Genomic DNA, 22,324 nt, shown 5'->3' on the forward strand with positions numbered 1-22,324 from the left:
TAAACCGACATGCTGAATTATTTGTTAAGACGCATCTTGTTGATGATTCCGACGCTGCTCGGCATCACCATTGTTGTGTTTGCTGTGATGGCCGCCGCTCCCGGCGGAATCAGTGCGCAATCGCTGGTTGATGGTATGGAACTCGAGCCCCAGAGTCGTCAGGCTTTGGAAGATTATTACAACAAACTATATGGTCTGGATAAGCCCGCACCTGTGCAATACGTCCGTTGGCTGAATAATATTTCGCCAATTGGCTTCGAGCGATTAGCTGACGGTTCATTAGGTGAGTTTTCCTTATGGAAAGGCACCGATCTCGGCACCAGTTTTCGTTATGGCCGGCCAGTCACCGATATGATTGCTGAGCGATTGCCGATCACATTGTTACTGAACCTGATTTCTATTCCGTTAATTTATGCCCTTGCCGTTGGTATTGGTGTGCAGGCTGCCCGGCAAAGAGGAGGGCGTTTTGACGTTACTTCCAATATTTTTCTACTGGGCTTATGGTCGGTACCAAGTATGCTGGCAGGAGTATTGTTTATCGGTTTCTTTGCCTCAGAACAATATTGGCGCTGGTTTCCCACCGCAGGCTTGATGCGCAGGGAAACGGCGGATCAAACTTTCCTGCCATTGTTTAGCAGTTTTGGTGATGTATTTATCAGTGTTATCTGTGTGGCATTGATCACCGTGGCACTTATCAGTGCAGCTGTCAGCTTTTCATTAAAAAAACGTCAGTATGCAGGTTTAGCGGTGGGCGCTCTGCTGGGCTATGCGATGGCGTTTAACCTGCATGGTCAAGCGTTTGGTTTGTTGCATCTCTTACTGATTCCCTCCATGGCTCTATTATTCAGGCTGCTGGCGGGGCTGAATAATATGGCTTTGAGAATCGTGGTAGTTGGCACATTTGCAATAGGCGTCGGCTTGACTTTATCAAGATTATTAGGCGTAGAAATTCTGCAAGGTGGCTATCTGCTGGATCGCTTGTGGCATCTGGTCTTACCGGTGATTGCGCTTTCATATGGTGGTTTGGCCTTTCTTGCCAAGTTGACCCGTTCATCTTTACTGGAAAATCTGGCCGCCGATTATGCCCGCACAGCAAGAGCGAAAGGGGTCGATGAAGAGACCGTGTTATGGCGTCATGTATTTCGCAATTCGCTTTTGCCACTGATTACGGTATCGGCCACTTTATTACCCAGTTTGCTGGCTGGTTCAGTCATTGTGGAAAGTATTTTCAGTATTGACGGGATGGGTAAACTGGCGGTTGAAGCCGTTCAAACACGTGATCGTGAATTAGTGTTATCTATCACATTGATTTCTGGTTTGCTGACATTAGTGGGGTATTTGCTGGCAGATATTGCCTACGCGATTGTTGATCCGAGGGTAAGTTATGACTGAACAAGCTATTGATATTCCAGTCAAACAGCCATCCAAATCCTGGACGCAACAGGTATTCTCTTCATTACTGAAGCGCACCAGTGCCAAGATCGGCCTGGCCTGGATTGGATTGCTGGTGGTAATTGCCACTTTTTCACCATTTCTGGCGAACAGTCATCCGCTTTATATGGTGGTGGATGGACAAGCATCCAGCCCGTTACTGCAACATATGGAGCCACTCGACTGGGTCTGGTTAAGTGGTTTTTTTATTACTTTAGTTATCTCAGCATTATCCATTGTTGCCTGGAAAAAGCTGTTGTTGTGGACAGCCAGTATTGCGGTAGTGTCATTTATTGCCTATTCCACGGTATCGCCTCCGATACTGGTGGTATATGAACATTACCGTGAAATGGAAGCTGCCGGAAAAGTCGACAATATTATTCGTGTCCCGATTCCTTATTCGGCCAAGGATTACCTGCGTGATTACGCTGATACCGGAATTGAATCACCGTTATCGGCCAATGAACGTACTCATTGGATGGGAACCGATGAAAATGGTGCAGATGTCGCTTCCCGAATGATTCATGCCTCACGTATTGCCTTGGGAATTGGTTTCATTGCCACCGGCATTGCCCTGGTGATTGGTACGATTATTGGTGGTTTGATGGGCTATTTCTCCGGCATTGTCGATATTATCGGTATGCGACTGGTGGAAATCTTTGAAGCCATCCCAACCTTATTTCTTTTGTTATCCTTTGTCGCCTTTTTTGGCCGATCCATTTATATGATGATGGTGATTATCGGCATCACCGCCTGGTCGGGTTATGCCCGTTATGTGCGGGCCGAGTTCCTCAAACTGCGGCAGCAGGATTTTGTACAGGCCGCGATTGCCAGTGGCTTGCCGTTACGCTCGATTTTATTCCGTCATATGTTGCCCAATGGTCTGGCACCTTTACTGGTTGCCACCAGTTTTGGTGTGGCTTCAGCAATTCTGGCCGAAGCGACACTGAGCTTTCTGGGACTTGGACTGGTTGATGATCCGTCTTGGGGGCAATTGCTCAATCAAGCGGTGCAATCCTCAACCTTTAACTGGTGGTTAGCGGTGTTTCCGGGCGGTGCGATCTTTATGACCGTATTTGCATATAACCTGTTGGGTGAATCTTTGCGTGATGCGGTTGATCCCCATACCAACCGGGGAATGCAATCATGAAGTTACTGGAAATTGAAAATCTGGTCACCGAGCTCGGTGAGGGCGAAAACTGGCTACGGGCGGTCGATAATATCAGCCTGACAGTGGAAGCAGGACAAACCTATTGTCTGGTCGGTGAATCCGGCAGCGGTAAATCGGTAACCGCTTTATCGATTATGGGCTTGTTACCGCATGGACATTACCGACATCCATCCGGACATATTCAGCTAAGTGATCCACAAGGACAGCTGTCGGATGTGGAATTAATGAATGCTGATGATGATACGCTGCGCTCGGTTCGTGGCAGCCGTATTGCCATGATATTCCAGGAGCCGATGACTTCACTTAATCCGGTGCAGACCATTGGTGAACAACTCGAAGAAGTATTATTGATTCATCGACCCGACCTGGATCAAACAGCACGCCGGCAGCGAATTCTGACAGCGCTGACAGAAGTGCAAATTCCGGATCCTGAAGGGCGTATTCGCGAATATCCTCATCGTTTATCCGGAGGACAACGTCAGCGGGTGATGATTGCAATGGCACTGATTTGTGAACCGGCATTACTGATTGCCGATGAACCGACCACAGCGCTCGATGTCACCGTGCAGGCTGAAATTCTCAAATTGATGCGTGAATTGCAGACTAAATACGGCATGGGCATGTTATTTATCACCCATGATTTCGGGGTGGTGGCACAAATCGCTGATGTGGTTGGCGTGATGCGAAAAGGCAAGCTGGTCGAGGTTGGTAAAACCATTGAAGTATTGCGTAATCCGCAGCATGAATATACACAAACCCTGATTGCCGCGTTACCTGAGCGCCTGACCAGGCCGCTAAGACCGGAGAAAACCGATAAGGTGTTACTGGAAGTGAAAGATGTGTCGGTCTATTTTCCGGTCAGACGAGGTTTGATGCGCCGGGTTGTCGATCATTTTCGTGCTGTTGAAAAAGTGTCTTTGCAAGTCAATGCAGGAGAAGTGGTCGCACTGGTGGGCGAGTCAGGCTGTGGTAAAACAACCTTGGGCCGCGCTTTACTGCGTTTGCAAGAAGTGACCTCTGGCAGCATTTTTCTGGAGGGTCAGGATATTACCCGGTTATCTGCCAAGGCGATGCGGCCACTTAGAAGACGGATGCAGGTGGTGTTCCAGGATCCGGGATCCAGTTTAAATCCACGCCTGCCCATACATACCACCTTAATTGAACCCATGCGGGTACATGGAATCGGTCAGAGTGATGCCGAACGCACCCAAATAGCAGCGCGGTTTCTGGACAGGGTCGAGATGCCTACCGATAGTTTATGGCGTTATCCGCATGAGTTTTCCGGCGGACAACGTCAACGTCTGGCCATCGCTCGTGCATTGGTGTTAGAACCACGGTTTATCTTATGTGATGAAATTACTTCTGCTCTGGATGTGTCAGTGCAGGCCGGGATCCTAAAGCTACTCAGACAGCTGGTGGATGAAGAAGGCATTGGTATGCTGTTTATTACCCACAATATGGGCGTGGTGGATTATCTGGCAGATCGTATGGTGGTGATGCATAAAGCGCAGTTGGTCGAATCCGGCATGACTCAGGAAATCATGAAAGCTCCGCAAAATGCCCATACCCGCAATCTGTTGAATGCGGTGCCGCGTCTTGATGATACTTATCTGGCTTCAGCTACCTGATTGTATATTTCATCTAATTAACTAGGCACCGCAAGCCAACTTTCAGGGTTCAAACTGGTCTGCAATGATAACCAGTGAATTGTCATTGGCATTCAGCTTTATGAATTATTATAAGGATTCCATGATGCGTACTTTCATGCTGTTGTTAACAAGTTTGATGTTGTCTTTTTCCGTAAAGGCAGAAGAAACCTGTCCGGCTTTTCTCGATTATGAGCTTCCCAAGCTACATTCCAATGAAACAGTGAACTTATGTGAAGTGGCCAAAGGCAAACCACTGCTTATTGTCAACACAGCAAGTCATTGCGGTTACACCAAACAGTTTGAAGGACTGGAGTCCTTACATCAGAAATATCAGCAAAGTGGTTTGATGGTAGTGGGGTTTGCCAGTAATGACTTCAATCAGGAAGCCAAGGATGAAGCCGAAGCAGAAAGGGTTTGCCGAGAAAATTTTGGCGTTACCTTTACCATGATTGCACCAAGTTTTGTCACCGGTCAAAAAGCCAATCCGATATTTCAGGAAATCAATCGTCAGAGTGAACAACCCGGCTGGAATTTCAGTAAATATCTGCTGAACAGCGACGGTAAAGTCGTTGCCGCCTTTCCAAGTAAAGTTGAACCCAATGATGAACAGGTCACTGAGGCGATAGAGTCCTTGCTTTAATGGGCATTATGGCTTGGGTGAGTTGTTAAGCAAATCCAAAACTTATCATTTGGTTATCGATTGATTCCTTAACTTAAAAAATAACTCAAATTCAGGTCAGACTGGTTATTTTGGTCTGTTTAATGACGGTTGTTTAAACGTAATAAAACACTTTTTTGCACTGCTATTTTTCGTTTACTGTGATCATGCTCACGTTATTCAAATGATTGTTATAAGATGGTCAGAATGTTTATCGAAAATGTGCGCAACTATCCGAATTTCAAAGCTTTTCAAGTGCTTTTTATTAAGTGAGCCGCTATTCTGAAAGTATGACAAAACCTACTTTCAACCTTCGATCGAATCGCACATTAAGCGTGTTTGTTTTGCTAATGGTGTGGTTGATCGGTGCGTTAAGTTTGCGATTTGTTTATCAACAGCAAATTTCTGAGCATCAAAATACATTAAGTGAGCAAATCAGTCAGCGTGTAGGCATGTTATCCATGTTGCAAGCCGAGCTGATTGACAAAGAATTCTCCTTTGTAGGGGCAAACCTTAAACAACTTGTCGCGATGAGTACTGAAGCCCCTGAGCTGATAGCCTCATATGTGATGACTTTGAAAAAGCTTAATCCCACCATTTGGCAGGTCTACATTGCTGATCGGCAAGGATTCATCACATTCTCCAGTCGGGCTGAGTATCCTGCTTCCATATCGGTGCGGGATTATTTTATAAATCACACTGAAAATGAGCAGGCAAAGTTCTTCATTTCTTCGCCAAGGCAATCCATTATTCAGGAAAGTGCTTTATACATTGCGATGAGCTACCCGATTCTGGATGAAGAAGGGAAATTTAATGGGGTAGCAGTAATCACATTAAAAAGTGATGATTTGACCCGTCAGTTGGGTAATATCACCAAAAACAAAAATATTTCTGCTGTATTGACGGATCAGTCAGGCAAACTGATTTGGTCTTCCAGTTTAAAAGAAGGACTGCAAAAAAAGGAAATTTACAGTCTCTGCATAGATCATCGCTATCGGGCGAGTTCAGAGCTCGGCATTCATCGTGTTCAGCTAGAAAATAATGCGCAGTGTGACTTCCAGTTTCTTGATAAATGGGGCATGTTTTCCATCGTGTCTGAAAACCTCGCCTCAGCTGAACAATCAATAACTGAATATCAGCAACAAATGATGATGAGAAACAGCGTCATCCTGATAGTTTTTACGCTTTTATTGCTGTTTTTAGGTAACCAGATACTCAAACAGATTCAATCCCGACAACTGTTGGCCGTTCTCAACCGTCGAAATAAAGCCATTATTGATGCGATGCCGGATCTACTACTGACAATGCGACAGGATGGCAAAATCATTGATCATGAAGTGGAGGATAGTTTTCCTCTGATCATTGATGCTGATGAACTGAATGGAACCAATATCAGAACGCTATTGGAACCGGAGCTGGTTGAAAAGAAACTTGCGTTAATTGCCAACACGATAAAAACAGGTGAACCGGCCACACTGGAATATCCGTTAACAATTGAGGGCAAGGAATATTACTTTCTTGAGCGACTCACTGCGTTGGATGAGAAACATGTGCTGGCATTTATTATTGATATTACCAGCCGAAGAGAAGCTGAATTAAATCTGGAGTGGCAGGCATTTCATGATGGGCTGACGGGACTGCCCAATCGGTTGATGTTCTTTGAGTTTCTGAACAAATTAGTGCAAGGCTACCGACGCAATAAACGTGAATTTACTATTTTGTTTATTGATTTAAATGGATTCAAGGAAATTAACGATAATTACGGCCACCATGCAGGTGACGAAATTCTCAAACATTGCGCCAACCAGCTGAGCCATATTCTGCGTCAAACGGATACTGTCGCCAGATTGGGCGGAGATGAGTTTGCCGTCTTATTACCGGAGACTTCTCCAGGTCAGGCACAAAGAGTTATAGACTCAATTATTGAAACCATCAAACAACCCCTTATATACAACGGCAAAAGTCTTACCGTTACCGCCAGTATCGGCATGGCAGCTTGTCCCGAGGATGCCACTACAGCAGATGAATTATTGAAGGCTGCTGATAAACGTATGTACGAAGTTAAATCCGCGGCGTATTATCCCCTGACCAGCACTGAACTTTGATTTCTCCCTATAGACCACGATAATTGTGTGCAGATCACATGCTTAGGAAAAGCAGCAGAGCAATAGGTAAAAATTCCGTTCAAAGTGAACTTTTTACAGAGAAACGCTAGTTTATTGTCAGCCGTTTTTTTGCTTTACCCTGCGGATCGTCCCTTATAACGGCCTATATGGCTCAGTAAACCGGATTGGCATATGCATTGCAAAATCCAGTCAGCAAAATCTTTTCAAGTTACCAATCAAACTTCACAACCTGTAAGGAGATGAATGATGATGAATGTAAAAGAAATTATGAATGCGGATGTGAAAACCATTACCCCATCCACATTAGTGAGAGAGGCGGCACAAATCATGCGAGATGAAGACATCGGTTTTATTGTGGTTGCTGATAATGACGCATTAATTGGCACACTCACCGATAGAGATATTGTGACACGTGGGGTTTCGCAGGTGAATGACTTATCGGATATTTCAGTTGATGAAGTGATGACGGTAAAAGTCCTGACTTGTAACGAAAACAATACGATTGATGAAGTCGCTTCATTAATGAACGAACAGCAGGTGCAACGTATGCCCGTATTCAATGATCAAAATAAAATGGTAGGCGTCGTCAGCATCGGCGATATGGCACAACATTTAAATTCTGTTCAGATGGGACAAGCCTTGAAAGGGATCAAGGAAGGCGTCCATACCAGGCATTAATTAATCGGTTTGTTCTCCGGTTATAAAGGAAATTCTTATGAGTGAAATCATGGATAAAACAAACATGATTGCTAAATTAAATGATCTTATTGCCCTGGATTATGATGCCATTTCAGCTTATCAAGCCGCTATTGAGCGGCTTGAAAATCCAGGCTACCGTGATCAGTTAAATGTATTTATGCAGGATCATGAAAATCATATTGCGGCATTAAGCCAGCTTATCTGTCAAGAAGGCGGCGCACCCGTGGAAAAGGGGGATCTGAAAAAAATTCTCACCCAAGGCAGCGTTTATATTGCTGAATTGGCAGGTGATGAAGGCATTCTGAAAGCCATGCAATTAAATGAAGTCATGACCAATAATCGCTATGAAGAAAGTGTTGAAGAGGCTTTTCCTGAGCCTGTTCATGGCATTTTACAAAACGGCTTAGCAGATGAGCGTCGTCACAAGGAATGGCTGGAAGAGACGCTACATCAGTTTCACGAACCTCATTAAACCAATCACGATAAGGTGGGATGCTCTTGCATCTCACCTTTTTTATTTTTTATAACGCGTTAAACCCAATAACTATCAGCGCGTAATGTTTTTATTATCAGGAGCATTCTATGACTGCCACCGATACCACAAATAAGTTATCCGTACTCTTTCTGAATTGCACATTAAAACAATCGCCAGCGACCTCTAACACCGATGCGTTTATTGCAGTTGCCAGCAATATATTCAATAAACTTGATGTTGCAACCGAGACTATAAGGGTCGTGGATCACCATGTCAGTTTTGGCAACACCTCCGATGAAAAGGGCGAGGATGAGTGGCCAAAAATCCTGGAACGCATTTATGCTTGTGACATGCTGATTATCGCGACACCTATCTGGCGTGGTGATAGAAGTTCGGTGGCTAAAATGGTCGTTGAACGTATGGATGGCATTATGAGTGAGGGCAATGACGAAAATGGTCAATATCCTACGTTCAATAAAGTAGCCGGCATAATGGTTGACGGTAATGAAGATGGAGCGAAAAAAGCCTCCGCCAGCATCATGCTGGATTTATCCGAGCAAGGTTTTACCTTGCCAGTTAATGCCTTTACTTACTATGTGGGCAAGGCTGGGCCGGGCCCAAGCTATATTGAAGCCGGTGGCGATAAACATTTTTTTACCAATAATATGACTTTGCTGATGGTGCACAACATGCTGCATCTGGCCAAAAACCTTAAGGTCAATCCTTATCGTACTGATGTCACAGCGCTGAAAAAAGTAGCCAAGCAAATGAGTGAATAGAATCGCTGTATGTAAGCTAAGCATTACTGACATCAGACCACTGCCAACCTTCATGAACCACCAGTTTATGGAGAAGTTTTCGATGCTCATGATATTGCGACATACTGGTCTCAAACGTCACATTATTTAATGACATTTCAGCATTCGCATGGCGTTGCAGCGAGGGTATCGGTGGGACAGTAACGTGTATATGTAACAGTGATTGATGACAGCGAGTCAGATAAAGCTCAATGGTTTTCCGAAAATTAAATAGCACTGATTCAGCGGGCTGAAGCGATTTATTGTGGCTATAAACAAGTCTATTCAATGCTTCATCAACAGCTGCCAGTTGCAGACCCAAAGAAAACCCGCGTTCATGGCTATAGAAATAATCCAGCACAGGATAGGCCAGTCGGTTCTCTGCACAATGAATAATTTCACCAGAGACAGTGAGAATTAAGGATTCTAACGCACGAAAACTGGCCTCGTCCGAGGTCTTTGATGCAAGACGGTTCATGTTTTCAGTTAATAAAAAGAGTTGGAAAGCCAGCTTCCGTCGACTTATTACCCCGTCAATTAATGGAATGGCGTAGGTAATCATCAGCGTTATTAGAATCAAACCATTAAAGGCCGCTACACTGGTTAATAAACGAGCAATTTCACCAGCTGGCCGCAGGTCGCCGATGCCGAGAGTAGATAAAGTAAAACCGACAAAATAAAAATAACCCATCAGGTTTTCTGGTGACATCCCAATGTCATTAACAACACTGTCCGGCAAGCCTATAAAGATCAATGTCCAGCCAAGCCATAATCCGCTTAGCCAAAAAAGCACGAGAACAATAATGGTCAAGGTGCCGGTTTGAACGAGTATATTACGTCGACCAGTCCAGTGAAAAAGCTTTCTTGTAATGCTTCTTAAGCCGGTAATTAGTGGACCTGCCAATAAACCACTACCGCGTGTGGTTAAAGTTGTCCATATCGCATCGACCATAATGAGTAGAACCAGTAACGCACCAATGGCTGTATACATAAAATATCGGATATAAAAATTACTTAACAGTTTTAGGATTTATCTTTAACCCAATTATCCCCTTGTTTGTGATATTCATTTTTTACCGCTGACCATGCCACTTTATGGGCCGTTTCTTCCCGGCTGGCATCTCCCTTACGATCTTCTGGCTGTTGATATTGATCCCACGCGGAATTAAAAGCTTTTCGATATATCTCCTGACCATGTTCAGGCAAGCTTGAACGAACATTATCCGGCAGATCTGAGTTATGTTGATAAGGCATAGAAAATCCTCAACCCAAAGAATGAATGACAAATCAACATGAGCAAAAAACGTTCCGGGTTTTCTTTCTCAGCAATATGCACAAAAGCTGGTCTTCATTTCCATAAAAGGAGATCAGGTAAGTAATTTTTACCTTGCTGCACGAAAATAATTCGTAAACAAAGCTTCATTTTCCTAGCCGGTTTTTATCTCTGCATCTACCTTAAGCGCCTTTGAGGCGAATGAATTCTCTGGCATGTGTATTGCTCACTACCATTAACTGAGTCAGTTGAATCCAATACAGGAGGATTTATGAAAGCAGTCGTATTCCATGCAGTGGGCGATATCCGTTTAGACGATGTACGCGAACCAGAAATTCAGCATGCTACTGACGCCATTGTCAGGATTACCACTAGTGCCATCTGCGGCACCGACCTGCATTTTATTCGCGGCACAATGCCCGGCATGAAACAAGGTACCATTCTCGGACACGAAGGCGTCGGGGTGATTGAGGCATTAGGAGAGGATGTAAGGAATTTTTCTATCGGTGACAGGGTGGTTATTCCATCAACCATTGCCTGTGGACATTGTTCATATTGTCGCGCTGGTTATTATGCGCAATGTGACAATATGAACCCAAACGGGAAACAGGCGGGTACTTCCTTTTATGGTGGTCCAGAATTGACTGGGCCATTTGATGGGCTACAGGCTGAAAAAGCCCGTGTTCCGATGGCGGCAGTGAATTTATTTAAATTACCCGATGAGGTGACGGATGATGATGCCATTATGTTGTCGGATATTTTTCCAACCGGTTATTTTGGGGCGGAATTGGCGGATATCAAACCCGGACACAGTGTCGCGGTGTTTGGTTGTGGTCCAGTCGGACAATTTGCCATAGCCTCAGCAAAACTTATGGATGCAGGCAGGGTGTTTGCCGTTGATAACCTGCCGGATCGACTCGAAATGGCCCGCAAACAAGGTGCAGAAGTGATCGATTTTAATCAGGAAGATCCTGTCGAAACCATTCGCCAACTCACCGGTGGTATAGGTGTTGACTGTGCCATTGATGCGGTTGGTGTCGATGCGGAATGCCCGCATCATGCTCATGAAAACAGTGAAGCCTTTGAGCAAGAGAAGGAAATGGTTGCTCCAGAACAAAATCCAAAAGGAGAGCTATGGCAGCCTGGCAGCGCTCCTTCACAAGCTCAAAGATGGGCCATTGGAGCATTAGCTAAAGCCGGAACACTGGCAATTATTGGCGTTTATCCGCCTAATGATATGAGCTTTCCCATTGGACAGGCGATGAATCGTAATCTGACAATTCGGATGGGTAACTGTAACCATCGAAAATATATTCCCATTCTGACCAAACTGGTTCAGTCCGGTGCGATAGACCCCACCAAAATCATCAGTCAGCATGAACCTATCACAGCCGTGTTAGATGCCTATAAAGCTTTTGATACCCGCCAGCCGGGTTGGATGAAAGTTGCGTTAACGACCTGAACTAATCCATATCCGGCTGATTGATTAGTGAAGATGATGAGGATTATCGAAGTGTTTAAATCAGAGGCTAAAGAGATTAAAGTGATTACTTAATCCGACAGTGTAAATGAAGCTTTAAAGTTAAATTTGAGTTGTTTCAAATACCTCTTTTAGAATTACTTTTACGTATTTCTTTTCTATTAGAGGATCGTAAAGCAGAGCACAGAGCAAGACTTGTTCTAAAGTTTATACGAGGACATTTGCGATGGTTGATTCTTCTAGAGGTTATAACTACGAGATCGTAAAATTTTTTACTGTCATGGCTTGCGTATACCTGGTGATTGGCACAGGTGTCGGGGTATTTATTGCTTCACAGCTGGCATGGCCCAATCTGAATTTTGATATACCTTATATTACTTTCGGCCGACTGCGTTCGGTACATACCAATACCGTGCTCTATGGTTTCGCGGGGACGGTATTGGTGGCTACTGCTTTCTATGTTGTCCAACGAACCTGTAGCGTCAGATTATGGAGTGATAAATTAGCCTGGTACACGTTTTGGGGCTGGAATATCTATATGCTGGGGATATTCATTACCCTGCCTTTAGGCTTAACACAAGGCAAGGAATATCATGAAGCCGAGTGGCCAATGGACATACTGCTGGCCACAGTTTGGTTAGCATTTTTACTGAACTTCACGATGACATTAGCCATCCGAAAAGTGAGCCATATATATGTTGCCAACTGGTTTTATCTGGCTTTACTTATCATGTTCACCTACTTACATGTGGTTAACAGTCTGTCCATACCGGTAGGTCTCTGGAAGTCCTATTCTATTTTTGCCGGCGTTCAGGACGCCATGATCCAATGGTGGTGGGGACATAATGCCGTAGGTTTTTTTCTGACTTCTGGCTTTTTGGGGATTATGTATTATTTTGTCCCTAAACAAGCTAACCGACCTATTTATTCTTATCGATTATCGGTCATTCACTTCTGGGCACTGGTCTTTGGCTATGTCTGGTTAGGTGCGCATCATCTTCAATATACGGCTTTGCCTGACTGGACCGGTTCTCTGGGAGCAGCAATATCACTGGCTATGATTATTCCATCATGGGGTGGGGCTTTAAACGGTATGTTTACCCTGAGCGGTGCCTGGAATAAATTGCGAACAGATTACATTCTACGGTTTCTGATCGTAGCCTTAGCTTTTTATGCCATGTCTACATTTGAAGGACCTGTCATGTCCTCCAAGACAGTAAATGCTTTATCCCATTACACTGATTGGACAATAGGTCATGTGCATTCCGGTGCTTTAGGCTGGGTTGCCATGATCTCAATTGGCGCTATTTATCATATGGTCGAACGCATGTGGAATACAGAGATGTTTTCGATAAAGTTAGTTAATGTGCATTTCTGGGTTGCGACGATTGGTACGGCGATTTATATCACTTCAATGTGGATTGCCGGAATTATGCAAGGGTTAATGTGGCGGGCTTACGATGACTATGGCAATTTGTCTTATACCTTTGTCGAGTCTGTTGCTCAAATGCATCCTTATTATGTAATGCGTGCTGCGGGTGGTTTTATTTTCTTTTGTGGTGCACTCATTATGCTGTTTAATGTGATAAGAACTATCCGTCTGGCAACGGCCGACACCCGGCACGTTTCATCCATCCCCAGTTCTCAGCAGACTTAAGGTGAACAGTCTTTAGCTGACTTAATAAGGACAAGGGATAAAAGGTGAATTTAAGACCCGTAATTCACATGGGTTTTGCCACCATTAAATAAAAAATGATGATTAAGGCTATAAAAGCCGGGATACCGAGAGTGATCCAGATCTTTAAATATCGCCAATACTGAGCGGGTAACGTATGATCTTTTTCAGCAGCATTTTGTGCCAGAGATTTCATTTTTATCTGTAACCAGACGACTGGCAACCAACAGGCTCCAGCGAGAATGTACAAAATATAAGTACAGACCAGCCATAAACTGTCGAGAGGGTAACCAAGAAGATAAACAAGATAAAAACCGGTCAACGGTTGCAAAACAATCGTAGGCGTGGTGAATAGCCAGTCAGCTATGACCACATGCCTGACCACGCTGGCGGTAGCTCTGGCATCACGCGTTAAGCTCGTTACCAACATATAAAAAGCGGATCCTATTCCGGTACCGAACAGAATGGTGGAAGAGAGGATGTGTAACCATTTAACGATGTGATATTCCATTCCTGTCCTCCAACATCAAAATCAGAAAGATTGCGGCCATCATGGGAATGTTCTTGGTCAGTGGTCCATAGGGATGTATCCAGAACTCCGGCATTTTCCAGCTGATGACCAGCGTATAAAAAGCGATCAGGCAGAGTTGTATGACCCAAACCCAGCTTCGCTTCGGCAATAAAAATATAGCTATTCCCAAGGCGATATCCAGCAGTGCTGAGCCATACAAGAAAAGAGGACCTAGTGAAGCTGGAATACCCACACTACTCAGTAATTTATAACTTTCCTCGGTTGGATAAATACCCAGCGAGATAAATCCTGTAAAAATCCATACAAAAGCGATACTGAATTTTACTAAGGGTAATAACCAGTTCAGTATGACAGTGGGCTTCAGGAGTTTGGCTTGTTCGGGACTGATAAAGTCTTCAACCGGTTTTGCATCTGCAGTTAAATAATGATGCATGATGTCATGTTCAGCGGTATTACCACGTTCGAGCATCTGAATACTTTCCTGACTCAGCTGATTATTTGGTAAACGTTCCATAAGACGCACAATGGGCTTGAGCAAGCTGGCCGGGAAAGTAAAAATGCTGATTTTGCCGAGACCTAACTGTTTACGTAACAAACCAAGATATTCTGCCAGTAATAAAGGCGTAGGCCCCACCACTGGGATGGTTGTTAACGGTTGAGACGGGGCAGTAATCAAATCAATGGTCAACCGGGCTAAATCACTTATATGCACGGGTTGAATCGGATATCGTCCGCCATTGGGTAGGCAGAGAACTGGCATACTTGCCAATGTCAGGAACAGTCTGGTACTTGCGCCTTCTAAACCAAAAACCAGTGACGGCTGTATGATAAACGCCTCAATATCTATCGCTCGTAAGTAATCATCAGCGGCTTTTTTGCTACGATGAAAATGACTTTGTGCATGATCATCAGCTCCCAACGCAGAGATTTGTATGACTCTTTGCACATTGGTTTGTCTGCTGGCTTCGAATAAAGCTTGCGGTGAAAGGGTATGAATTGTTTGATAAGACTGTGATCCCCGTTGCTGAAAAATGCCAACTGCATTAATAACCACGTCAATATTATCCAAACGTGCTATCCAGTTTTCAGGCGCTACATCCTCAGTAAAATCCATCAGAATATATTGCACTCTGGCATCAGGTTTTTGGGGTATCACTCGTACACCACAATAAACCTGATATCCGGCTTCCAGTGCTTGTTCGACAATATGTCGACCAATAAAACCATTGGCACCAGTGATTAGTATATTCATAGGTTAATACTTTTTAACTCATCAGCCTGAACAATACATCTAAAGGCAAAGTAATAGGAAAAATAATGAACCTTCATTTCGTTAAAGATGTTTTTGCTATCGGGTAGTTACAATAGTATTACCTCAAGGCTTGCTTTAGCTATTTCAGTAAAAAAGAAACCGGCTTTGCTTTTTCTGCTACAAACTCTATTAGTCATTGGCTTTGGAAAGATAAGGCTTACCTAAAACGCTGGTTCATTGTTAAACATACGGTTCTAGGCTGATTAATACATCATGCATCTTCAACTTTGTGGGCTTTTTTTACGAAAAATGGCGTGCTCGTCATAAACAGACTCAAACAAAAATCCTTCGGAACGCACTTTCTAAAAAATCCATGAGCGGAACCAACAGCGCGCCATATTTAACCTAATGTTTATATGAGTATTGTCTGGATAAAGCAGCGGCGATTAGTATTTTTTACCTATTGACAGAAAGTTTTTCTTGATAGGGACACCGAGTTACACTGAAAGTGTTTGGTTAACGAGCAAGGCCTGTTGTCAGGTCGACAGGGCTATGGGAAAAGCCGGGTTAGAAACGTGATTTAAGTCTCAAATCAACGTTATTACAATTTTTCAGTCATCGTTTTTTTATATAATTCAGCGGTTTGTCAAAAGTCTTGGCCAGGAGTGTGAACGAAAAATGTATCGGACTATTTGCCGTTGAATTCTGTACCCAACCTTCAACAATTGTTCACGGAATATAATCAGACTTATTTCGCAGAACAAATCATACCATCGCTAGATTTTATCCTACGTTTTTCCAATACCGAGAAATTTGCCGGCTGGTTTACTTATTGTCCTGAGACACATGAGGATTGGACCATCACAGTGGCTCGCCGGTTAAAAGATCATCCCAGAGCATTACGCAGCACACTGGTTCATGAAATGATCCATATGCTGGCTCATCAACGGTTTCGCGAAACTGCAGATGAATATTATCTGGATCTCCTTCCACAAGCTGATCAGCCTTTTATCAATAAAGGCCATGGAGCCTTTTTTTTCAGCGAAATGAACCGGCTTAACCGGCTTTTCCCCGAGCTGGGTCTGACCATTATCTCCTGCTTTGGCGATGCACTTTACGAGGTCGAAAAAATACCACCAGCACGTTTATTAGTTGTCTCTATAAACAAAGCTTTAGGCAAAGGCATGATTTATCGACTTCATGAAAATGCACCAATTGATTGGGAGACTCTTCAATCAACTGCTCATTTACTTCATGACAGCCGCGATATCTCTGTTATTCAAGTAGCAGGGCCATTAGCCGAAGGCTTCCCCTATTTACGCAAAGACAATTTGCCTCGGGCTAATATGAAAAGGCTGAGTTTGCGTAATTTTGTTCCGACGTTAAATAAGCTTCGAGCTGATAGCAATACCGTTTATCAATTGAAACCAGCTCAAACCAAACCCTATTATTCTCAAAGTCCGTTTTCTCAGGCGCGGGCCGGTTAGTCCTGAGATTGCGCTAAACGTTATCTTGTGGAATATCAAGACTGCAATTACAGGAGAATATACGTTCCTGCTGCTCATAAGCATCCAGCTGTGCATGAATATGAAACTGATCTCTATCCACTGTTAATGATGTTTCAGTAATGATTTCAATATCCCATTCTCCGCGCTTTAAACAACGCTGGGTATAGGTTTCACCTTGGCGGCAGTTATATCATTTTGTTTAAAGCTATATATCCTTCACGCGTATGCTTCGCAGAGGTTATCCCCCTAACAAACAACCACCCATGACAAAAGTTACATATGACTTTGTGGATAAACAGCGATAACCATTACTAAATTTGCTAATCAAAGAAAGCAGCCGACATCTCTCTGATCCATAGCCCGGTGAGTTAGAGATGTAAGCAAAAGGCTGTACACCGGTTTCGTTCATTCACGTTCAGCATATTTTTCTGTAGAAGAGATTAAGCTGGATAGAAAAAGGCATTCAAATTGCATCATCCCTTCCAATAATCCGAAATAATGAAATTAACATTCATATTGCTGCGTTTGAAGGTGTAACAAATTTGTGAAATGGGGATTGATATATAACTTCCAGCACCTGTTTGGAAAAAACCTACCAAGGCGTTAAGGAGATGTAATGGAAATTCCGTCAAAGCCAGAAAATGAACAGGAAAGGCTTAATGCATTAAGAAACAGTAAGTTATTAGATACCGACAAAGAGGCTGTATTTGATAATTTAACATCTCTGGTTAAGCAAGTATTTGATGTGCCGGTAGCTGCAATATCACTGGTAGATGAAGCGAGGCAGTGGTTTAAATCTATTCAGGGAATAGAGATTCATCAAACCAGCCGAGAAATCTCATTTTGTGCCCATGTAGTCTCTTTGGGCGAACCATTGGTCATTTTAAATGCTCAGCAAGATAAACGTTTTTACGACAATCCTTTGGTTATAAATGATCCCTATATTATGTTCTATGTTGGTGTACCAATACGTTATGCGTATAGAAAAAAAACCTACCATATCGGCACCCTCTGTATCACTGATAAACAGGCCCGAAATTTCTCTGAAGAACAGCTGAAAATGTTAAAGCGATTTGCTTTTCAATTAGAAGCCATCATTGAAATGCGTTTGCCTGCTCAGAAATTTGAACAACTTATTAAACAGATATCCGCGGATACCCTTCAGCTCAAAGACATCGAAAAAAACTTATATTATTTGCAAAACCTTTCCGAAACAGACCTTCTGACAAATCTTCCCAATAGTCGTTATTTGAGCCGGTTAATCAAAGAAACCTGGTACGAGGATCCTCGAAAGAAAAATATCTGCTTTATGATGCTTGAGGTAAATAATTTCCATACCATCAATGAGAAGAAAAAGCGTTATGTTGGAGAGAATGTTTTAAAAAAAGTTGCCAGCGGGTTGCACAGTTTGTTGAGATTAAATGAAGATCACATCTGTAGATTAGGCGGTGATGAATTTGTCTTAGTGACCTATAACCAGAGTATTCCTGAAATAGAAACGATCACCGATAAAATACTGGATTATTTTTTTGAAAAACAAAATGACCCCGTATTCAAAGGAATTAACATTTATATTGGTGCTTATTTAACTGCAGATAAATCAAACAGTTTTGAACGTTTACTTAAAGAAGCTAATGATCAAATTTACAAAGCAAAAGAGTATGGAAAAAACAAATCTATAGGTACCCATGAGGGATAAACCTTAATTAGCTAACCGTTTTATAAGTATTCAGGTAGAGATGATCCTGAGGAGTTACTCCTAAGTTAACGATATTTTCGGCCACTGATTTTGCTATTAAAAATTGTTGAGGTGATATCTCTTGTTGATTCGCGGTAAAAATATTTTTATTGGTGGGGCCTGGAAAAAGTGAGTAAACATCACATATTGATATATTCGGAAAATCCTCTATCTCTTTTCTCAAGGATAAAGAAAATCCTTCTAATGCCGACTTTATACTGTTGTGGATAATCGATTCACTAATTGGTAAGGCAATACTGCCTGAAACATGATTAATAAGAATTCCTTTTTGTTGGCGTTTAAAATATGGCAATACCTGATGAGCAGCATAAATATAAGCGAGAAAATTAGCTCTTATGAATTCGTCATGCACTTCAATTGGCAGCTCTAAAAAATTTCCCGGATCGCCAGCCTCGGCAATGTTTACCCAACAATCTATCCTGCCCTGACCGATCCGGGCTGCTGAAGTAGCTAATATTTTTACAGAGCTGATATCTGTGGCATTCGTCATAATAGCCTCTGCCTGACCACCGAGTTGTTGGCAGTTTTCAACGAGTTCATCAAGCAGTGCTACCTTATAGGAAGCAAGCACTACATGAGCTCCTCGCTGGCTAAATGCCAATGCCGTGGCTTTGCCGAGTCTGCTGCTTGCTCCAGTGATAACCACCAGTTTTTTATCCAAATCTTTTGTCATAGTCTTCTCATAATATGCACGTCAGAATAGCTGCAAGGCAATTTACGTACCTATTATGAAAGTTCACCACGAACGTTAGAGGTCGTGTTTTTATTACTCGTGTTGTTTTTAAAATAAGAGTACCAGTGAACCGCGATACTTTTGCCAAGTAATTATTTCAATGGCTGAGTAATATTTATATTTCGAATATGAAATTTGTTAATGGTTATGAAAGGGTATTAACAGGTTTCCATTGAGCTACCGTCAAGAAAACTGATTTGGCATTACCTTTGCTCCTTCCCTCTGACATTCAGTTCTTTCACCGAAGGAGAAGAAGATGTCAGTAAATTTACTTGATGCTCGTGGAACGCCCGTCGAAAAGCAAAAATTCACTTTGCGTGAATTGGTGCAAAAGCCAATCAGCAAAATGGATGATGACGCTTTCACCCGGGTTCGAATTATTCTCGCCAATGGACTTGAACAGCAGGCCAATCGTTTTCAACACATGTGCAGCCAGATCAATGGTGAATTACGACCCGCTCTCGCTTCAGTGAGAAGGGTAGAACATCATCAACAAACGATGATCAATTGGTTACTTTCGTCAGATCATTCACCAATAGAAACCACTATCGGTTATGAGCAAGTGGCGATAGAAGTCACCGCCGCTATCGCTCAACAAGAGCCGGATCCTTATCTTGCTCAGGTCTACCGATTTGGTTTATTGGAAGACTTTGATCATATGTACCGTTACTCGGCATTACTTGACCGGGTGGAAGGCAAGGATGCGAATAATATTTTGCAATGTTATACGGATATTATTCCCGGCCGGATAACCTTTGATGAACATCGACATCCAACCGATGATCTTCGCGATCATTATGATCGGACAAAAGCCGCTCCGATTAGCAAAATGAATGCATTGACGATTATGTCTGGCGAATATCAGACTCGTGATTATTATATGAATATCGGCCCCATGTTTTCCGATCCGGTCGCCCGGCAGCTGTATGCCGAAATTGCTTCGATTGAAGAGCAACATGTAACGCAATATGGTTCCATTATCGATCCCGATGAAACCTTGCTGGAAAAATGGCTGCTGTATGAAGCAAATGAGGTCTATAACTACTACAGCTTTATGGAAAGTGAAGGTAATCCCCGAATTAAAGCGATTTGGGAACGCTTTATGGATTATGAATTAGGCCATCTGGATCTGGTCAAAAATCTGTTTCAAAAGTATGAGAACCGTGACCCGGCGGAAATTCTGCCCGAAACGCTTCCGGATCCGATCCCGTTCGAAAGCCAGCGGGAATTTGTCCGTCAGACATTAGAGGCAGAAATACATTTGCGTACTAACGGCAGCAAGTTCGTTAATAAACAAGATGAGAGCCGTCAGAGTATTGAATACCGTGACTACATTAATTCAGAAGGCTCGCCTTCCAATGCCGTTGCTGAAGGTTATGTCTGGACACCTGGAACTGAAATTACTCGACTCACAGCTGTAGGAGGTAAATAACATGCCACAGGCAAATAAAATGGGAATGAATAAAACCGGAATGGCCATGTCTCCCATTCAGGGCAAACAGATGATGGAGGGGGCTAAAGAACTGACCCAAGCCGGCCCGATCAGCTTCGCTGCAATGGAAAAGATTCGTAGTGATTATGCATCACCTGATGATTATATTGGAACGGTACCGGTGCCGGATTCTTTTAAAGGAATGTTGAGTGCAGGCAAAGAAAAAATACAGGGGCATAATCCTGAAGTATTGATTAATAAGTTGGGCCAGCGTCTGGCATTTGAAAGAACAGGAGTGCGAATTTATGATGCACTCATTTTTAAGTGTGAAACCATCAATGATCCCATTTCTAAAGAAGTCATTTCAATCGACAGTTTGAAACATTTCCGTGACGAAGAGGCGGAGCATTTCTTTCTGTTAAAAGAAGTTATTGAATCTTTGGGAGCCGATCCAACTGCCATGACACCGGATGCCGATGTGAGTGCGTTAGCCTCGATGGGTATTCCTAAAGTATTGATGGAACCTCGCACCACTGTGCTGCAATGTCTAGAGGCGGTACAAACCACTGAGCTGACGGATAACGCAGCCTGGGAAGTATTAATAAAATTATGTAACAACATGGGCATGTCAGAATTAGCGGATAAATTCAGCAAACCGTTGAAGCAGGAAAAAACGCATGCTGAAACGATAAAAAACTGGATTAATAAATTAGCTTTGATGCAAGCCGGAACAATGTAAAACTTACTGGCATTCAACACTGAAAAGCCGGAGTTTAATCTCCGGCTTTTTTATTGGAACAAGTGAGCAAATTTAATTGATAAAAACTAAACCTAAGCTCTTGTCAGCTTAATGTAAGGGATTGTTTGGTTTTCAGCACGATATTCAGATTTAATCTAAAATCCAGATAATTAGCAAAGCCAAAATCACTAAAAATAACAATGACTTTAATAAGAATTTTTTTCGGTTATATTTCATTTCAGCACGCCAGCCACGCTCAGTGTAAATATTGGGTATATGGCCTGTAAAAATATCGCCAATAAACCCTTCAACTACATTGATTCTATCTGCCAGTAATAATGGCGCCCAGCGAGCCAGAGTGGATTCACTTTTTTTAAATGCTAATCTTCTTATAACGCCACTTAAACCACTGGGTGGTACCGATGTGCCAAACACCGCACTAATATTTGGCCTTTCTACAGATTTGAGCACTTCTACACCTGCACTTATTTGCTGAACAGGCCGTTCCCATGTGTAACCTCTGATTTCTTCATCAGTTCTTATTTTCATGGGGTAGGTGGGATCATTTTTAGGATTAATATCAACGCCCCAACCCGGGATGTCTCGAAAATTCCCACTCGGTTTGTTTTCAAATTCTTGGTCAGTATCATCGGAAATCATATTAAAGTCCTCAAGTTTGAATTAAATTCAACGTGGAGTATCAGACCGGGTTCAGCTTGATACCGAGGGGGGAAGTAAGACCGGTTTGATGCACCCATCAAGCTTGGAAGACATAATACGATAACCATCTGCAATATCTTCCAGAGGGATTTCATGGGTAATAAGTTCAGAAGGTTTTGACCTTTCCCCTGAGTTAGTACCAATCCCTTGATGAGATTTGGTTACTTTATGCGGCCTGTTTTGCATATTCAACTGGCGACATGTAATTCAGTGAG

At 43.0% G+C, this 22,324-nt stretch carries 20 protein-coding genes; 14 read left to right on the forward strand and 6 right to left on the reverse strand.

The features are described 5' to 3' along the window. Positions 1-9: 9 nt before the first annotated feature. The 8 genes from LGT40_RS06435 (at position 10) to LGT40_RS06470 (ending at position 8,988) form a co-directional block, all read left to right on the forward strand. The gene (locus LGT40_RS06435) at positions 10-1,392 is read left to right on the forward strand and encodes an ABC transporter permease (RefSeq protein WP_226070488.1); all 1,383 of its coding nucleotides are present in this window, start codon (positions 10-12) and stop codon (positions 1,390-1,392) included. Further along, entirely contained in the window at positions 1,385-2,581 is a 1,197-nt protein-coding gene (locus LGT40_RS06440; protein WP_226070486.1) for an ABC transporter permease, read from the forward strand. Before LGT40_RS06435 ends, LGT40_RS06440 begins: the two co-directional genes overlap by 8 nt. Next, positions 2,578-4,230: an ABC transporter ATP-binding protein gene (locus LGT40_RS06445; protein WP_226070484.1), complete on the forward strand. Its 1,653-nt coding sequence runs from the start codon at positions 2,578-2,580 to the stop codon at positions 4,228-4,230. The genes LGT40_RS06440 and LGT40_RS06445 overlap by 4 nt, the downstream gene beginning before the upstream one ends. A 121-nt stretch (positions 4,231-4,351) precedes the next feature. Beyond that, on the forward strand, positions 4,352-4,891 hold the full coding sequence (locus tag LGT40_RS06450) for a glutathione peroxidase (RefSeq protein WP_226343175.1): 540 nt from the start codon (positions 4,352-4,354) through the stop codon (positions 4,889-4,891). 368 nt (positions 4,892-5,259) lie between these two features. Further along, positions 5,260-7,014, forward strand: coding sequence for a sensor domain-containing diguanylate cyclase (locus LGT40_RS06455; RefSeq protein ID WP_226343176.1), 1,755 nt, complete (start codon positions 5,260-5,262; stop codon positions 7,012-7,014). Between the two features lie 264 nt (positions 7,015-7,278). Then, complete coding sequence (locus tag LGT40_RS06460; protein ID WP_226070478.1) at positions 7,279-7,713, forward strand: CBS domain-containing protein; 435 nt, start codon at positions 7,279-7,281, stop codon at positions 7,711-7,713. 37 nt (positions 7,714-7,750) lie between these two features. After that, positions 7,751-8,206: a DUF2383 domain-containing protein gene (locus LGT40_RS06465; RefSeq protein WP_226070475.1), complete on the forward strand. Its 456-nt coding sequence runs from the start codon at positions 7,751-7,753 to the stop codon at positions 8,204-8,206. A 110-nt stretch (positions 8,207-8,316) separates the two neighbouring features. Continuing rightward, on the forward strand, positions 8,317-8,988 hold the full coding sequence (locus LGT40_RS06470; protein ID WP_226070472.1) for a flavodoxin family protein: 672 nt from the start codon (positions 8,317-8,319) through the stop codon (positions 8,986-8,988). A 16-nt stretch (positions 8,989-9,004) separates the two neighbouring features. Here LGT40_RS06470 and LGT40_RS06475 read toward each other — a convergent pair whose 3' ends face one another. After that, positions 9,005-9,997, reverse strand: coding sequence for a potassium channel family protein (locus tag LGT40_RS06475; RefSeq protein ID WP_226070470.1), 993 nt, complete (start codon positions 9,995-9,997; stop codon positions 9,005-9,007). Between the two features lie 32 nt (positions 9,998-10,029). Next, positions 10,030-10,260: a ChaB family protein gene (locus LGT40_RS06480; RefSeq protein ID WP_226070468.1), complete on the reverse strand. Its 231-nt coding sequence runs from the start codon at positions 10,258-10,260 to the stop codon at positions 10,030-10,032. 290 nt (positions 10,261-10,550) lie between these two features. Here LGT40_RS06480 and LGT40_RS06485 point away from each other — a divergent pair, with 290 nt between their 5' ends. Together LGT40_RS06485 and ccoN are read left to right on the forward strand one after the other, a co-directional pair. After that, positions 10,551-11,741 (forward strand): zinc-dependent alcohol dehydrogenase, encoded by a 1,191-nt coding sequence (locus LGT40_RS06485; protein ID WP_226070467.1) that lies wholly within the window; start codon positions 10,551-10,553, stop codon positions 11,739-11,741. Positions 11,742-11,985: 244 nt separating this feature from the next. Beyond that, positions 11,986-13,416 carry a cytochrome-c oxidase, cbb3-type subunit I gene (gene ccoN / locus LGT40_RS06490; protein WP_226070466.1) on the forward strand — a complete coding sequence of 477 codons (1,431 nt, stop codon included), beginning with the start codon at positions 11,986-11,988 and terminating at the stop codon, positions 13,414-13,416. Between the two features lie 64 nt (positions 13,417-13,480). On the opposite strand, the gene LGT40_RS06495 is transcribed toward ccoN, so the two are convergent. Both LGT40_RS06495 and LGT40_RS06500 read right to left on the reverse strand, forming a co-directional pair. After that, positions 13,481-13,945, reverse strand: a complete 465-nt coding sequence (locus LGT40_RS06495; RefSeq protein WP_226070465.1) for a DUF2269 family protein — start codon at positions 13,943-13,945, stop codon at positions 13,481-13,483. Then, positions 13,926-15,218, reverse strand: a complete 1,293-nt coding sequence (locus tag LGT40_RS06500; protein ID WP_226070464.1) for an SDR family oxidoreductase — start codon at positions 15,216-15,218, stop codon at positions 13,926-13,928. The genes LGT40_RS06495 and LGT40_RS06500 overlap by 20 nt, the downstream gene beginning before the upstream one ends. A 698-nt stretch (positions 15,219-15,916) precedes the next feature. Between LGT40_RS06500 and LGT40_RS06505 the strand changes: the two genes are divergently transcribed. Continuing rightward, positions 15,917-16,705: a SprT-like domain-containing protein gene (locus LGT40_RS06505; RefSeq protein WP_226070463.1), complete on the forward strand. Its 789-nt coding sequence runs from the start codon at positions 15,917-15,919 to the stop codon at positions 16,703-16,705. 637 nt (positions 16,706-17,342) lie between these two features. Continuing rightward, positions 17,343-18,425 carry a sensor domain-containing diguanylate cyclase gene (locus LGT40_RS06510; RefSeq protein ID WP_226070462.1) on the forward strand — a complete coding sequence of 361 codons (1,083 nt, stop codon included), beginning with the start codon at positions 17,343-17,345 and terminating at the stop codon, positions 18,423-18,425. A 7-nt stretch (positions 18,426-18,432) separates the two neighbouring features. Here the strand turns inward: LGT40_RS06510 and LGT40_RS06515 are convergent, their stop codons facing one another. Beyond that, a complete protein-coding gene (locus tag LGT40_RS06515; RefSeq protein ID WP_226070460.1) occupies positions 18,433-19,158 on the reverse strand; it encodes an SDR family NAD(P)-dependent oxidoreductase in 726 nt (241 codons plus the stop codon). Between the two features lie 316 nt (positions 19,159-19,474). On the opposite strand from LGT40_RS06515, the gene LGT40_RS06520 reads away from it, so the two are divergent. Together LGT40_RS06520 and LGT40_RS06525 are read left to right on the forward strand one after the other, a co-directional pair. Beyond that, the gene (locus LGT40_RS06520) at positions 19,475-20,650 is read left to right on the forward strand and encodes a ferritin-like domain-containing protein (protein ID WP_226070458.1); all 1,176 of its coding nucleotides are present in this window, start codon (positions 19,475-19,477) and stop codon (positions 20,648-20,650) included. A 1-nt stretch (position 20,651) separates the two neighbouring features. Beyond that, entirely contained in the window at positions 20,652-21,389 is a 738-nt protein-coding gene (locus LGT40_RS06525; protein ID WP_226070457.1) for a ferritin-like domain-containing protein, read from the forward strand. A gap of 150 nt (positions 21,390-21,539) precedes the next feature. Here LGT40_RS06525 and LGT40_RS06530 read toward each other — a convergent pair whose 3' ends face one another. Continuing rightward, the gene (locus tag LGT40_RS06530) at positions 21,540-22,049 is read right to left on the reverse strand and encodes a hypothetical protein (protein WP_226070456.1); all 510 of its coding nucleotides are present in this window, start codon (positions 22,047-22,049) and stop codon (positions 21,540-21,542) included. Between the last annotated feature and the right edge of the window lie 275 nt (positions 22,050-22,324).

This window comes from Methylophaga pinxianii (genome assembly GCF_020447225.1).
GTDB lineage: Bacteria > Pseudomonadota > Gammaproteobacteria > Nitrosococcales > Methylophagaceae > Methylophaga > Methylophaga pinxianii.

Excerpts from the sequence above, each read along its gene's own strand:
- LGT40_RS06525 (WP_226070457.1), top strand. The coding sequence starts at position 20,652 with ATGCCACAGGCAAATAAAATGGGAATGAATAAAACCGGAATGGCCATG.
- LGT40_RS06465 (WP_226070475.1), top strand. The coding sequence starts at position 7,751 with ATGAGTGAAATCATGGATAAAACAAACATGATTGCTAAATTAAATGAT.
- LGT40_RS06500 (WP_226070464.1), bottom strand. The coding sequence starts at position 15,218 with ATGAATATACTAATCACTGGTGCCAATGGTTTTATTGGTCGACATATT.
- LGT40_RS06450 (WP_226343175.1), top strand. The coding sequence starts at position 4,352 with ATGATGCGTACTTTCATGCTGTTGTTAACAAGTTTGATGTTGTCTTTT.
- LGT40_RS06475 (WP_226070470.1), bottom strand. The coding sequence starts at position 9,997 with ATGTATACAGCCATTGGTGCGTTACTGGTTCTACTCATTATGGTCGAT.
- LGT40_RS06530 (WP_226070456.1), bottom strand. The coding sequence starts at position 22,049 with ATGATTTCCGATGATACTGACCAAGAATTTGAAAACAAACCGAGTGGG.
- ccoN (WP_226070466.1), top strand. The coding sequence starts at position 11,986 with ATGGTTGATTCTTCTAGAGGTTATAACTACGAGATCGTAAAATTTTTT.
- LGT40_RS06495 (WP_226070465.1), bottom strand. The coding sequence starts at position 13,945 with ATGGAATATCACATCGTTAAATGGTTACACATCCTCTCTTCCACCATT.
- LGT40_RS06440 (WP_226070486.1), top strand. The coding sequence starts at position 1,385 with ATGACTGAACAAGCTATTGATATTCCAGTCAAACAGCCATCCAAATCC.
- LGT40_RS06515 (WP_226070460.1), bottom strand. The coding sequence starts at position 19,158 with ATGACAAAAGATTTGGATAAAAAACTGGTGGTTATCACTGGAGCAAGC.
- LGT40_RS06460 (WP_226070478.1), top strand. The coding sequence starts at position 7,279 with ATGATGATGAATGTAAAAGAAATTATGAATGCGGATGTGAAAACCATT.
- LGT40_RS06485 (WP_226070467.1), top strand. The coding sequence starts at position 10,551 with ATGAAAGCAGTCGTATTCCATGCAGTGGGCGATATCCGTTTAGACGAT.
- LGT40_RS06520 (WP_226070458.1), top strand. The coding sequence starts at position 19,475 with ATGTCAGTAAATTTACTTGATGCTCGTGGAACGCCCGTCGAAAAGCAA.
- LGT40_RS06445 (WP_226070484.1), top strand. The coding sequence starts at position 2,578 with ATGAAGTTACTGGAAATTGAAAATCTGGTCACCGAGCTCGGTGAGGGC.
- LGT40_RS06470 (WP_226070472.1), top strand. The coding sequence starts at position 8,317 with ATGACTGCCACCGATACCACAAATAAGTTATCCGTACTCTTTCTGAAT.
- LGT40_RS06510 (WP_226070462.1), top strand. The coding sequence starts at position 17,343 with ATGGAAATTCCGTCAAAGCCAGAAAATGAACAGGAAAGGCTTAATGCA.
- LGT40_RS06455 (WP_226343176.1), top strand. The coding sequence starts at position 5,260 with ATGGTGTGGTTGATCGGTGCGTTAAGTTTGCGATTTGTTTATCAACAG.
- LGT40_RS06435 (WP_226070488.1), top strand. The coding sequence starts at position 10 with ATGCTGAATTATTTGTTAAGACGCATCTTGTTGATGATTCCGACGCTG.
- LGT40_RS06480 (WP_226070468.1), bottom strand. The coding sequence starts at position 10,260 with ATGCCTTATCAACATAACTCAGATCTGCCGGATAATGTTCGTTCAAGC.